Here is a 12,688-nt window from a genome sequence, read left to right on the forward strand (position 1 = left end):
TCAGGCGATCCATTCCGAGACGGGCGCGCGCGCCTCTTGCAGCGGCTGCGCGATCACATCGACCAGGGTCGGCGAGGCGGATTCGATGGCGGCCTTCAACGCCGAGCGCAGCTCGCGCGGATCCTCGACCCGCCAGGCCTCGAGCCCATAGGCCTCGGCGATGCGCGCATGGTTGCTGCGGTCGAAATCGACCGAGAAATAACGCTCATGGAACTTGGTCTTCTGGCCGGCCTTGATCCAGCCATAGCTGGCGTTGGAGAAGACGATATAGGTGATCGGCAGCTTGAGCCGCATCACGGTCTCGAGCTCGCCGACCGTGAAGCCGAAGGCGCCGTCGCCCATGGCGGCGACGCATTTGACGCCGGGCCTGCCGATCGAGGCGCCGATCGCGGCCGAGAGCGAATAGCCGAGCGCCCCATGCGCGCGGTTGGAGATGAAATGCCGCCCGGCGCGGCGTTGTTCATAGAATGCCGAAAAATAGGGACAGGGCGTGCCGGGATCGGCGATCAGGATCGCGTCGTCGGGCAAGAGCCGCTGCAGCTCGGCCACCACGCGCTCGGGCCGGATCGGCCGCTCCTCGCTGGCCGCGATCGCGTCGAAAGCCATGAATTTCTCGGCCTTGGCCGCCGCGACTGCCTCGCGGCCCCAACTTTCGGTTCTCTGATGCGGATGACCCAGGGCCTCGTTCAGCGCGGCCAACGTCAGCTTGGCATCGCCCAGCAGCGCGACGTCGGCGGGATAGGTGACGGCGATCACGCCGGAATCGACATCGAGATGGAGGAAGCACCGTCCCTCGCGCGGTGGATGGCGCCAGCGATCGGTCGTGACCGAGCCTGCCCGGCAACCGATGAAGAAGACGAGATCGGCCTGATCGAGCACGCGCGCGGTCTCGGCGCTGCCGCCATTGCTGCCGACGACACCGAGGGCCAGCGGATCGGTCTCGGCGATGCTGCCCTGGCCGCTGATCGAGGTGGCCACCGGCGCGCCCAGCCGGTTCGCAAGTTTGGCCAGCTCCGGCTCGGCGCCGGAGATCACGACACCGCCGCCGCAAAGAATGATCGGGCGTTTCGCCGTCGCCAGTAGCGCGGCCGCCTTCTCGACCGCCTTGGGATCGGCGCCCGCGCGGCGCGCCGGAAACTGGTTCAAGCCGGGCTCGACCCAGATGTCGCTTTCGTCGACCGCGTCCTGCTGCACGTCGAAGGGCAGTCCCAGATGCACGGCCCCCGGCCGGCCGGTCGTCATCTGCGCGAAGGCCGCCCGCAAGGTGCCGGGGATCGAGCTGGATTTGTCGATCATCCGGTTCCATTTCGTCACCGGACGAAACAGCGCCTCCTGGTCCAGCTCGGTCAGGGTGAAGCGACCGCGTGAAGTCACGGCGATGTCGGTGGTGACGGCGAGCACAGGGATCGAGGATTCGTTGGCCTCGGCGACGCCCGGCAGGATGTAGGTGGCGCCGCCACCGCTCGGACCCTCGCAGACGCCGACCTTGCCGGTCACGCGCGCATAGGCGTCGGCCATATAGGCGGCCGAGCGCTCGTCGCGGGTCAGAATATGGGTGATGCCGTGATCGAGGCGGAACAGCGCGTCATAAAGCGGCAGGCTGGTGTCGCCGCAGAGTCCGAACACATGCCGCACGCCCTGGAGCTGCAGCATGCGGACAAAGGCCTCGGCACCCGACAGGCGATTCATGGCGTCCCCCAGACCGGCCGGCTGAGATTGGCCAGTTCGGAGAGCCAGTCAAGATGAGAGGGGCTCGAGTGTCCCGGCCTGATTCGAGAGATCACGCGCAATTAGTCAGTTACCAACTGACTTAAGGTCAGTAGTTAACCGACTTTTCGCGCGTCTATATCCGAACAGAAACGTACCGAGCTTGCGCAACAAAGCCAGCTGTTGGGGGGCTCAGCCCAGCGCCAGCAGCGAATCCCGCACCCGGCTCAGATGCTTGAACAGCATCTTGCGGGCGGCCTCGGGGTCGCGCTCCTTCAGCGACGCCACGATCTCGGTGTGATCGCGGTCATAGCTGTTGCGGACCTCGGGCGTCACGCTGCGCTTCTTGAGGCGATACCAGTCGGGCTCGTTGCGCACGACATTGATCGCCTCGCACCAGGCCAGGAGGATCGCGTTCTTGGCGGCGCGGAAGATGGTGAGGTGGAGTTGGGCGTCCCAATGCTCGAACTCGGCCAGCCCCTTGGCGGCGATCGAGTGCTTCAGCGCGAGCTCGATCTGGGCGATGTCCTCGGCCGTTGCCCGGCTGGCGGCCAGCGCCGCCATCTGCGGCTCGATGATGATCCGGACCTCCATCAGGTCGGCCGGGCTGGCTCCCCTGAGCTTGGTCGTCAGGTCGCCGCTCATGCTGCCATTGGCGAGGAGGGCGGCCCCATGGCCGTTGTGACCATTATGGCCGTTCGAGCCGTTGCTCTTCCCCTCGTTGGGCGAGCGCACGAAGGTGCCGCGGCCGACATGGCGTTCGAGCAGCCCCTCCTCTTCGAGCAGCTTGAGCACCCGGCGCAGGGTGTTGCGGGCGAGGCCGAACTGCTCGGCGAGGGCGCGCTCAGGGGGAACCTGACGGCCGGCTGGCCAGCCGCCGGTGGCGATCTGGCTGCGGAGCTCTTCGGTGACAGTCTGAAGGCGGGCGGATTGTCCGTTCGTTGTCATGATATTTGATCCTTTGAACCAAGATTGAACCAATAAAATGGACTCTGCAAGCCCAAAAAGTAGGCAGCCTGCCTCTTGACTCTGCCCATTGAGGGTGCAGAATCTGGGGGTCATTGGATCAATGGTTCAAATTTGGTTCAATCACAGGGAGAGAGCCGGTGAAGCTGGTCGTTTTCGAGCGTGAGGGACGTCGCGGCGTCGGAATTCTCGAGCAGGACGACCGGATCCGCCCCTACCGCCTGACCGACGCCGAAGCCGCCCAGGGCCTCCAGACCATCGTCGACGCCAAGGTCGCCGGCCGGATCCTGCCCCTGGCCGACGTCACGGTCGCCCTCGACGGCGTCAAGCTGATCGCCCCCTTCCCCCACCCCCGGCGCAACATCTTCTGCGTGGGCAAGAATTATTACGAACATGCCCATGAGTTCGCCCGCAGCGGGTTCGATTCCTCGGCCGCCTCCGGCGCCGTGCCCGACGCGCCGATCGTCTTCACCAAGGTCCCCGAATGCGTGACCGGGCCCTTCGACGCGGTGTTCATTGAAGCCCGGGTCTCGGCCGCGATCGACTACGAGGCGGAGCTCTGCGTCGTGATCGGCAAGGGCGGGCGCGGCATCCCCAAGTCCGAGGCCATGGCCCATGTCTGGGGCTACACGGTCGTCAATGACGTGACCGCGCGCGACCTGCAGGCGAAACACAAGCAGTGGCTGATCGGCAAGTCGCAGGACAGCTTCTGCCCGATGGGCCCCTGTGCCGTCACGGCCGACGAGATCGACCTGGCCGACACCACGGTCCAATGCTGGGTCAATGGCGAGCTGCGCCAGAACGCCAATACGCGCGATCTGATCTTCGACGTGCCGACCCTGATCGAGGCGCTCTCGGCCGGCATCACGCTGCTGCCGGGCGATCTGATCGCGACCGGCACGCCGGTGGGCGTGGGCATCGGTTTCAACCCGCCACGCTATCTCAAGCCCGGCGACAAGGTCCGGATCGAGATCGGCGGCATCGGCCGGATCGAGAACGAGATCCAGGAGCTTTCGGCGCAGCAGCGCAAGGGCTCGGCGGCATGAGCACGCAGACCATCGAACGCATGGCGGTCGAGGTCGAGGGTGAGGGCGACCCGATCGTCCTGGTTCATGGGCTGGGCGGCAGCTCCAACACCTGGACACCGCAGCTGGGTATTCTCGCCGGCCGCTACCGCATCATCCGCCCGGACCTCCAGGGCTCGGGCCGCAGCCCGCTGGGCTCGGGCTCGCTCTCGGTCGATGGTTTCGTCGACAGCCTGATCCGCATGGTCAAGGTGCTGGGCGTCGAGCGCGCCCATTTCGCGGGCCATTCGCTGGGCACCATCATCCTGCAGAAGCTTGCCATCGCCGAGCCGCGGCTGGTCCGCAGTCTCACGCTCTGCGCACCGCTGCTGGCACCGCCCGATCAGGGCCGCCAGGGCTTGAAGGATCGTGCCGCCAAGGCGCGCGCCGACGGCATGGGCGATATCGCCGACGCGGTGCTCAAGGTCGCGATCTCCAACCATACCAGGCAGGCCAATCCGGTCGCCTTCGCGGGTGCTCGCGAATCGCTGATGCGCCAATGTCCGCAAGGCTATGCCGCCACCTGCGAGGCGCTGGCCGCGGTCGAGGCCGCCGATGTCACGCGAATCACCGCACCTACCCTGCTGATCGCGGGCGAGGACGACCCGATCGCGCCGGCTTCGGTCGCGCGCACCATCGCCGACCGCATCACGGGTGCGCGCCTCCATGTGCTTTCGCGCATCGCCCATTGGACGACGTTCGAGGCCGCCCCCGAAGTCAACGCGCTGATGAAGGATTTCCTGGCGGCGCAACGCTGATCGACCGAACCATCGCCTGAGGCCTCCGCCAAGATCCCGCTTTCGACAAGGGACAGGAGGCCGGGCCAACCCCTTGGGAGGGACCTGACTATGGGTAACACGCTCTTCACCAACGTCCGCATTTTCGACGGCACCGGCGAGCATCCCTACACGGGCGAGGTGCTGGTCCAAGGCAACCGCATCAAGCATGTGGGCCGCGGCAGCCGCACCGTCCCGGTCAATGGCAACACCGTCATCGACGGCGCCGGCTGCACCGTGATGCCGGGCATGACCGAAGCCCATACGCATTTCTCCTGGAATAACGCGTCGAGCCTCGACGCGATCTTCCGCATGCCGCCCGAGGAACACACACTGCTCGCGGCGAGCTCGGCCAAGACCTATATCGACATGGGCTGGACCTCCTGCGTCGGCGCCGCGGCCGCCAAGCCGCGCCTCGACGTGGTGATCCGCAACGCGATCAATTCCGGCCAGATCCCGGGACCGCGCTATCTGGCGAACAGCCAGGAGATCGCCACCATGGGCGGTCTCGGCGACACCAACCCGCCCCATGTCGACGCCCCCGAGATGTCCTTCGGCTGGGTCGTGACCGGTCCTGAGGAAATGCGCAAGGCCGTGCGCATGTTCATCAAATACGGCGTCGACCTCATCAAGCTCAATCTCTCCGGCGAGGAGATGACCGACACCAAGGCGCAGGAAACGCCGATGGCGGAGGAAGAGATCGTCATGGCCGTGACCGAGGCCAAGCGCCGCGGCTTGCGGGTCTGCGCCCATGCGCGTTCCGACGAGTCCGTGCGGCTCTGCATCAAGCACGGCATCGAGATCATCTATCACGCCTCCTATTGCAGCGACGACACCATCGACCTGCTGGCGCAGCACAAGGACAAACACTTTGTGGCTCCGGGCCTCGGATGGCTGGTCAACACCGCGCGCAATGCCGGCCCCTACGGCATCAAGTCGGACTCCCCGCTCGGCATGTATTACGAGCGCGAGCTCCATATCGCGGTCGAGACCATGCGCAAGATGCACAAGAAGGGCATCCGCGTGCTGCCCGGTGGCGATTACGGCTTCGCCTGGACCAAGCATGGCACCAACGCCAAGGACCTCGAATATTTCGTCGACATGGTCGGCATGAGCCCGATCGAGACGCTGGTGGCCTGCACCCGCTATGGCGGCCAGATCATGGGCAAGCCGAACGAGCTGGGCCAGGTGAAGCCGGGCTTCCTCGCCGATCTCCTGCTGATCGACGGCGATCCGGTCGCCAACATCCGCATCCTCCAGGATCGCAACCGCATCCTGGCCGTGATGAAGGATGGCGAGTTCTTCCGCTCGCCCGACATGCAGCCCAGCCGGGCCCGGATCGCGGTTTAAGGCGTAAGGATCGGGACCCAGTGACGCGCTCCGACGGGCCGCCGGCTCGACGATCGCTCTCGGGGCCGCGCGATCGCGCGGCCCCGGGCGGCGAGCGTTGCGCCCATCAGATGGCCGGGCTGATCACCGCCCTGCCGAAAGGAAAAGCCGCGGCCCGTACGGAGGGGCCGAACCCGGAGACGCCAAGCCCCGCGCCAGCCTCGACGAGGCGACGGGCGTGAAGCTCTTCCTGCTCACCTTCATGAACGGGCTGACGCTCGCCGCCCTCTATTTCCTGGTGGCGAGCGGCTTCACCCTGGTCTTCGGGCTGATGCGCAACGTCAATCTCGCGCATGGCTCGCTCTATCTGCTGGGCGCCTATCTCGGCTACAGCGTCATCCAATGGACCGGCTCCTGGTATCTGGGCGTGGCCGCGGGCTTCCTGGGCATGGCGCTGGTGGGCCTGGCGTTGCAGCTCCTGGTCTTCCGCCATATGGAAGGCCAGGACATGCGCCAGACCATGGTCACGATCGGCATCTCCATCGTGCTGGCCGACATCATGCTGTGGATCTGGTCGGGCAATACCTATCAGTTCGAGGCGCCGGAGTTCCTCTCGGGTGTGGCGCATGTGCCGCTGGTGCGGGTCTATCCGGCCTACCGCCTGGTGGTGCTGGCGGTCGCGATCGTGATCGGCGTCGGGCTCTCGCTGTTCCTCAACAAGACGCCGATCGGCATGATGATCCGCGCCGGCGTGGACGACCGCGCCATGCTGTCGGCGACCGGCGTCAATGTGCATCTGATCTTCGCCGTCACCTTCGCGATCGGCGCGGGGCTTGCGGGCTTCGCCGGCGTGGTCGGCGGCACCGCCCTCTCGATCGCGCCCGGCGAGGACATCCGCTATCTGCTGGCCTCGCTGGTCGTCACCATCGTCGGCGGCATGGGCTCGATCACCGGGGCCGCCATCGGCGCGCTGCTGATCGGCCTCGCCGAGCAGTTCGGCCTCGCCTATTCGCCCACCTATGGCGTGGTCTACACCTTCGTCATCATGGTCGTGGTGCTGGCCTTCCGGCCCCAGGGCATCATGGGCCGGCGGAGCTGAGGCCATGGCCAGCGTGACCGAAACCAACCAGGCCCCCACCTCGCTGCCGGCCCAGCTCGTGGACAAGCTGCGCCCGCACCATTTCCTGGTCGCGGCCTTCCTGCTGGTCTATCCGCTGATCGCCAGCGATTTCTGGATCGTGCAGATCGGCGCCCAGACCTTCTTCCTGGGACTGATCGCGCTGTCGCTGACGCTCCTCGCCGGCTATGGCGGCATGGTCTCGCTGGCGCAGCTCGCGATCGCCGGCGCCGCCGCCTACATGTATGCGATCTTCGGCGAGAACTCGGCGGGTCTCGGCCTCGGCTGGCCCTGGTGGGTGGTGATCCCGTTGGCCCTCGCCATCGCGGTCGTCTTCGCGACCCTGGTGGGCGCACTCTCGGTGCGCACCGAGGGCATCTACACCATCATGATCACGCTCGCGATCAGCGTGGCCTTCTTCTATTTCTGCCAGCAGAACTACAGCATCTTCAACGGATTCAAGGGTTATGCCGGCATCGCGCCGCCGCATGTGTTCGGCGTCGATTGGCGGGCGCCGGTGCCGTTCTATTTCCTGGCGCTGGGTTTGGGCGCCTTCGGCTATTTCGGCGTGCTCTGGCTGTCGCGCTCGACCTTCGGCATCGCGCTCCAGGCCGTCCGCGACAATCCGCGGCGCATGGCGGCGCTGGGCTTCAATGTCCGCGCCCACCGGATCGCGGCCTATGCCGTGGCGGGGCTTCTCGCCGGTTTGGGCGGGCTCCTGCTCGTCTGGTACAACGGCCGCATCTCGCCCGGCACGATCGGTGTGGGCGGCGCCATCAACATCCTGGTGATCGCGATCCTGGGCGGCCTGCGCCGCCCGATCGGCCCCTTCATCGGCGCGCTTTTCTTCGTGCTGCTCGATAATTTCGCCATCGACCTGATCGACCGGGAGCGATTCAACCTGGTGATCGGCATCGCCTTCCTGGCGGTGGTTCTCTTTTCGCCGGACGGCGTGCTCGGCCTGTGGGACGGGCTCAAACGCCGGCTGGCCAAGACCGCGGCTCAACGCGGCAAGGATATGCGGACCCCGTAGCGGGTCCCCAAGATTGCCTAGCCTTCGATGCTGACGGCCGCAGCACCAAACCAGATCCAACGTGCGGTGAGCGGTGGGTAAGAAACGAAATGGGAGGATTGGAAAAATGTTCTCACTAACACGACGCATTCTGCTGCAGGGCGCGGCAGCGGCCATGGTCCTCGGCCTCGCGGCCGGGTCGGCCAAGGCCGAGGACACCATCAAGATCGGCGTGCTCGCCACGCTGGAAGGCGCCTTCACGGTGCTGGGCGAAGACAGCATGCGCGGCTTCGAGCTGGCGCTCCAGCAGCATGGCGGGATGGCCGGCGGCAAGAAGATCGTGGTGGTCACGGGCTCGTCGGACGCCTCGCCCGACAGCGCCATCGCCGCGGCGCGCAAACTGGTCGAGCAGGACAAGGTCGATATCCTGATCGGGCCGCTCTCGGGCTCCGAGGGCCTCGCCGTGAAGGACTACGCCAAGACCCAGCCGCAGGTGACCTTCGTCAACGGCACCTCGGCCGCGCAGGACACCACGCTGCGCAACCCGGCCCCGAACTTCTTCCGCTTCACGACCGATGGCGTGCAGTGGCAGGCGGGCCTGGGCGAATATGCCTTCAAGGACAAGGGCTACAAGAAGGTCGTCGTCATCGCCGAGGACTATGACTTCCCCTATTCGCAGGTGATGGGCTTCATGACCGACTACTGCAAGGCAGGCGGCCATGTCGTGAACAAGTTCTGGGTCCCGATCGGCACCAAGGACTTCTCCTCGATCGTGTCCTCGATTCCCGATGACATCGACGCGGTCTATGTGGCCCTCGGCGGCGCCGATGCCGTCAACTTCCTCTCGCAGTACCAGCAGGCCGGCGGCGAGAAGCCGATGGTAGGCGGCTCGATCACGGTCGACCAGACCGTGCTGGGCTCGGAAGGCAAGCGGAAGGATTATCTGATCGGCACGCCCTCGGCCGGCCCGATCGCCGACTCCTGGGACAATCCCGCCTGGAAGACCTTCGTCGCCGATTACCAGAAGGCCTTCCCGAAGGGCTTCCCGTCGCCCTCGCTCTTCGCCCATGGCTACTATGTCGAGACCGAGGCCGTGCTGACGGCGCTCGACAAGGTCAAAGGCGATCTCTCCGACAACCAGAAGGCGCTGCGCGCGACGCTCTCGTCGCTCGTGCTCGATACGCCGACCGGCAAGGTTCATCTCGACAAGAACCGCAATGGCGTGGCTGACATCTTCCTGACCGAAGTGTCGGCGGGCGCCGACGGCAAGCTCTACAACAAGGTGGTCCGCGTCATCCCGCAGGTGCCGCAGACCATGGGCATGGACGAGGCCACTTTCCTGGCCATCGGCCCGGCCACCCGTGACAACCCGTCCTGCCCGTAACGGCAGGCGGATCCTGGAACGGAACGAGAAGACAGAACGATGAGCGAGACCGCGCTCCGGATTTCACGGGCGGGCTCCGCGAATGCCTTGGAGCTTCGCGGCGTCTCCCGTCATTTCGGAGCGCTGGTCGCGCTCAGCGACGTCAGCATCACGGTGCGCGCCGGCGAGCGGCGGGCCGTGCTGGGGGCGAACGGTGCGGGCAAGACCACGCTGTTCAACGCCGTCACGGGCGATTTCCCACCCACCGCCGGCCGCATCCGCTTCTTCGGCGAGGATGTGACGCATCTCCCCGTCTATGACCGCATCCGGCGGGGCCTGCGTCGCACCTATCAGATCTCGATGGTGTTCAGAGGCCTCTCGGTCCTCGACAGCCTCTATCTCGCGGCGCGCGGCGTCTCGCGCAGCCGCTTCTCCTTCATCCGCCAGCATGAGGGCGATCCTTCGCTCCAGGCCGCGCGCGAGATGCTCCATGCGGTCCATCTCGATCACCTCGCCAACACGCTGGTCGCCGATCTGGCCCATGGGCAACAACGTCAGTTGGAGATCGGCATGGCGCTGGCAGGCGCGCCGCGCTTCATCCTGTTCGACGAGCCGGCCGCGGGCCTCTCGCCGGTCGAGCGGCGCGAGCTGATCCAGATCCTCGGCGCCCTGCCGGCTCATATCGGCTACATCATCATCGAGCATGATCTCGACGTCGCGCTGCGCGTGGTCGAATCCGTGACGGTCATGCATAACGGCGCCCTCTTCAAGGAAGGCACGCCGGACGAGATCCAGAACGATACGGACGTGCAGCGCATCTATCTCGGAGGCGCCCATGGCTGAGCGCTGGGATCGACCCGAGACGGATGCGGCGAAGCGGGAAGCGACGAAGCCCGCCAAGAGCGACGCACCGGCGCTGGTTGTGCGCGACCTCCATGTCTATTACGGCCCCTCCCATGCGCTCCAGGGTGTCGAGCTAACCTTGCAAACCGGCGTCTTCGCCATCGTCGGGCGCAACGGCATGGGCAAATCGACCCTCTGCCGCACCATCATGGGCCTGACGCCCGCCGCGCGCGGCAGCGTCATGGTCATGGGGCAGGAGCTGCTGGGCCGCGCCTCCAACGATATCGTCGCGGCCGGCGCCGGCTATGTGCCGCAAGGGCGCCGGGTCTGGCCCTCGCTCACGGTCGACGAGCATCTGCGCCTCGCCGCGCGCTCGGGCCGCAAGGGCAGCTGGAATGTCGAGCGCATCTATGAGGCCTTCCCACGGCTAAGCGAGCGCAAGCGCAATGGCGGCGGCCAGCTCTCGGGCGGCGAGCAGCAGATGCTGGCGATCGGCCGGGCGCTCCTGGCCAATCCGTCGCTCCTGGTGATGGACGAGCCGACCGAGGGCCTGGCCCCCGTCATCGTGCAGCAGGTCGAGCGCATGCTGCGCCGGCTCGCCGACGAGGGCGAGATCTCGGTGCTGCTGATCGAGCAGAATATCGGCGTCGCGACCCAGGTCGCGAGCCGCGTCGGCATCATGGTCAATGGCCGGATCGTACGCGAGATGGCCGCGGCCGAGCTCGCCGCCGACCGCGAGCTGCAGCAGCGCCTGCTCGGCATGGCGACCCATGGCGAGGAACCGGAGCCCGAAGCAGCACCGGTCGAAACCGAGACGATGGCCGAGCCGGCCACGACCATGTTCCGCGTGCGTCGGCAGGAATCCTCCGACGAGCCGGAGACGAGCCCACTCGTGGACGTCGCCTTCTCGGTCGATCGCGCACCCACGCGCTGGTCGGCGGGCAATCCGCTGATGGAAGCGCCCGCTCCAGCCAATGCCGAGCCGGAAGCGCCGATGACGATGGCGGAGCCGGAACCCTCGGCCGCCTTGAGCCAGGTGCCGGTGGCGCGGCTCACCGGCCGTTCGGCCTATGTCGCCGGCACCTTCGACACCAAGGGCCGCGAGCTGGGCTTCATCGCCAACAAGCTGCAAAAGCTGGGCTTGCGCGTCGTCACGGTCGATCTCTCGACCACGCAGCGCCCCTCGCCCGCCGATGTCGGCCCGGCCGAGGTCGCGCGTTTCCACCCCAAGGGAGCCAATGCCGTCTTCACCGGCGATCGCGGCAGCGCGGTCGGCTCGATGGCCGAGGCTTTCGCGCGCTTCGTCCTGTCGCGCCGCGATCTGGGCGGCCTCATCTCGGCCGGCGGCTCCGGCGGCACGGCGCTCGCCACGCCCGCGATGCAGGCACTCCCCATCGGCGTGCCGAAGCTCATGGTCTCGACGGTCGCGTCGGGCGACGTGAAGCGCTATGTCGGTCCTTCCGACATCTGCATGATGTATTCGGTCACCGACGTGCAGGGCATCAACCGCATCTCGGAGCAGGTGCTCTCCAACGCGGCCCATGCGCTGGCCGGCATGATCGCGCACCGCAGCGATGGACGCGAGGTCACGGCGACCAAGCCCGCCATCGGCCTGACCATGTTCGGCCTCACCACGCCTTGCGTGCAGCTCGTCACCAAGGCGCTCGAACATCGCTTCGACTGCCTGGTGTTCCATGCGACCGGCACCGGCGGCCAGTCGATGGAGAAGCTCGCGGATTCGGGGCTGCTCTCGGGCCTCATCGACGTCACCACCACCGAGATCGCCGATTGCTTCATGGGCGGCGTGTTCTCGGCCGGCGAAGACCGGCTGGGTGCCCCCATCCGCACGCGCCTGCCCTATGTCGGCTCGGTCGGCGCGCTCGACATGGTCAATTTCGGCCCGATGGACACGGTCCCAGAGAAGTACAAGGGCCGGAAATTCCATATCCATAATCCGAACGTGACCCTGATGCGCACCACGCCCGACGAGAACGCGCAGATGGGACGCTGGATCGCCGAGAAGCTCAATCGCTGCGACGGGCCGGTGCGCTTCCTGCTGCCCGAAGGTGGCGTCTCGGGCCTGGATGCGCCGGGCCAGTCCTTCTGGGATCCGGCGGCCGACAAGGCGCTCTATGACGCGATCGAAACGCATCTGGTGAAATCCGACCGGCGGCGCCTGATCCGCCTGCCCTTCCACATCAACGAGCCCGGCTTCGCCTCGGCGCTGGTCGCCAATTTCCTGGAGATCGCCGGGCCCATGACCGCTCAAAGAAACTGGGCCGCCTCGGCCTGACGAAAGAAGCAATAGGAACGATGCCCAAACTCGACCGGAAGACATTGCTGGAACGCTTTCAGGGGATGGCCAAGCGCGGCGAGCCGATCGTCGGCGGCGGCGCGGGCACGGGGCTATCGGCCAAATGCGAAGAGGCCGGCGGCATCGATCTCATCGTCATCTACAATTCCGGGCGCTATCGCATGGCGGGCCGCGGCTCGCTCGCCGGCCTCCTCGCC

General features: G+C 66.6%; 11 protein-coding genes. 9 read left to right on the forward strand and 2 right to left on the reverse strand.

Annotated elements, in window-relative coordinates; translation table 11 throughout:
• Both ACREE8_RS02365 and ACREE8_RS02370 read right to left on the reverse strand, forming a co-directional pair.
• A complete protein-coding gene (locus tag ACREE8_RS02365) occupies positions 1-1,689 on the reverse strand; it encodes a thiamine pyrophosphate-binding protein (protein WP_431571374.1) in 1,689 nt (562 codons plus the stop codon).
• A gap of 210 nt (positions 1,690-1,899) precedes the next feature.
• Entirely contained in the window at positions 1,900-2,655 is a 756-nt protein-coding gene (locus ACREE8_RS02370; RefSeq protein WP_431571375.1) for a FadR/GntR family transcriptional regulator, read from the reverse strand.
• Positions 2,656-2,813: 158 nt separating this feature from the next.
• On the opposite strand from ACREE8_RS02370, the gene ACREE8_RS02375 reads away from it, so the two are divergent.
• The 9 genes from ACREE8_RS02375 to ACREE8_RS02415 form a co-directional block, all read left to right on the forward strand.
• Positions 2,814-3,719: a fumarylacetoacetate hydrolase family protein gene (locus ACREE8_RS02375; RefSeq protein ID WP_431571376.1), complete on the forward strand. Its 906-nt coding sequence runs from the start codon at positions 2,814-2,816 to the stop codon at positions 3,717-3,719.
• Entirely contained in the window at positions 3,716-4,495 is a 780-nt protein-coding gene (locus tag ACREE8_RS02380; RefSeq protein WP_431571377.1) for an alpha/beta fold hydrolase, read from the forward strand. Before ACREE8_RS02375 ends, ACREE8_RS02380 begins: the two co-directional genes overlap by 4 nt.
• A 90-nt stretch (positions 4,496-4,585) precedes the next feature.
• On the forward strand, positions 4,586-5,863 hold the full coding sequence (locus ACREE8_RS02385; protein WP_431571378.1) for an amidohydrolase family protein: 1,278 nt from the start codon (positions 4,586-4,588) through the stop codon (positions 5,861-5,863).
• Between the two features lie 217 nt (positions 5,864-6,080).
• Positions 6,081-6,941, forward strand: coding sequence for a branched-chain amino acid ABC transporter permease (locus ACREE8_RS02390; protein WP_431571379.1), 861 nt, complete (start codon positions 6,081-6,083; stop codon positions 6,939-6,941).
• Positions 6,942-6,945: 4 nt separating this feature from the next.
• Positions 6,946-7,992: a branched-chain amino acid ABC transporter permease gene (locus ACREE8_RS02395; protein ID WP_431571380.1), complete on the forward strand. Its 1,047-nt coding sequence runs from the start codon at positions 6,946-6,948 to the stop codon at positions 7,990-7,992.
• A 106-nt stretch (positions 7,993-8,098) separates the two neighbouring features.
• Complete coding sequence (locus tag ACREE8_RS02400; protein ID WP_431571381.1) at positions 8,099-9,355, forward strand: ABC transporter substrate-binding protein; 1,257 nt, start codon at positions 8,099-8,101, stop codon at positions 9,353-9,355.
• A gap of 39 nt (positions 9,356-9,394) precedes the next feature.
• The gene (locus tag ACREE8_RS02405; protein ID WP_431571382.1) at positions 9,395-10,177 is read left to right on the forward strand and encodes an ABC transporter ATP-binding protein; all 783 of its coding nucleotides are present in this window, start codon (positions 9,395-9,397) and stop codon (positions 10,175-10,177) included.
• Positions 10,170-12,470: an ABC transporter permease gene (locus ACREE8_RS02410; RefSeq protein WP_431571383.1), complete on the forward strand. Its 2,301-nt coding sequence runs from the start codon at positions 10,170-10,172 to the stop codon at positions 12,468-12,470. The genes ACREE8_RS02405 and ACREE8_RS02410 overlap by 8 nt, the downstream gene beginning before the upstream one ends.
• Before the next feature lie 20 nt (positions 12,471-12,490).
• Positions 12,491-12,688 (forward strand): phosphoenolpyruvate hydrolase family protein (locus ACREE8_RS02415; RefSeq protein ID WP_431571384.1); only part of this gene is annotated, 198 nt, incomplete at its 3' end.

It is taken from the genome of Hypericibacter sp. (assembly GCF_050729195.1).
Classification (GTDB): domain Bacteria; phylum Pseudomonadota; class Alphaproteobacteria; order Dongiales; family Dongiaceae; genus Hypericibacter.

Excerpts from the sequence above, each read along its gene's own strand:
- ACREE8_RS02385 (WP_431571378.1), top strand. The coding sequence starts at position 4,586 with ATGGGTAACACGCTCTTCACCAACGTCCGCATTTTCGACGGCACCGGC.
- ACREE8_RS02365 (WP_431571374.1), bottom strand. The coding sequence starts at position 1,689 with ATGAATCGCCTGTCGGGTGCCGAGGCCTTTGTCCGCATGCTGCAGCTC.
- ACREE8_RS02395 (WP_431571380.1), top strand. The coding sequence starts at position 6,946 with ATGGCCAGCGTGACCGAAACCAACCAGGCCCCCACCTCGCTGCCGGCC.
- ACREE8_RS02405 (WP_431571382.1), top strand. The coding sequence starts at position 9,395 with ATGAGCGAGACCGCGCTCCGGATTTCACGGGCGGGCTCCGCGAATGCC.
- ACREE8_RS02370 (WP_431571375.1), bottom strand. The coding sequence starts at position 2,655 with ATGACAACGAACGGACAATCCGCCCGCCTTCAGACTGTCACCGAAGAG.
- ACREE8_RS02410 (WP_431571383.1), top strand. The coding sequence starts at position 10,170 with ATGGCTGAGCGCTGGGATCGACCCGAGACGGATGCGGCGAAGCGGGAA.
- ACREE8_RS02380 (WP_431571377.1), top strand. The coding sequence starts at position 3,716 with ATGAGCACGCAGACCATCGAACGCATGGCGGTCGAGGTCGAGGGTGAG.
- ACREE8_RS02400 (WP_431571381.1), top strand. The coding sequence starts at position 8,099 with ATGTTCTCACTAACACGACGCATTCTGCTGCAGGGCGCGGCAGCGGCC.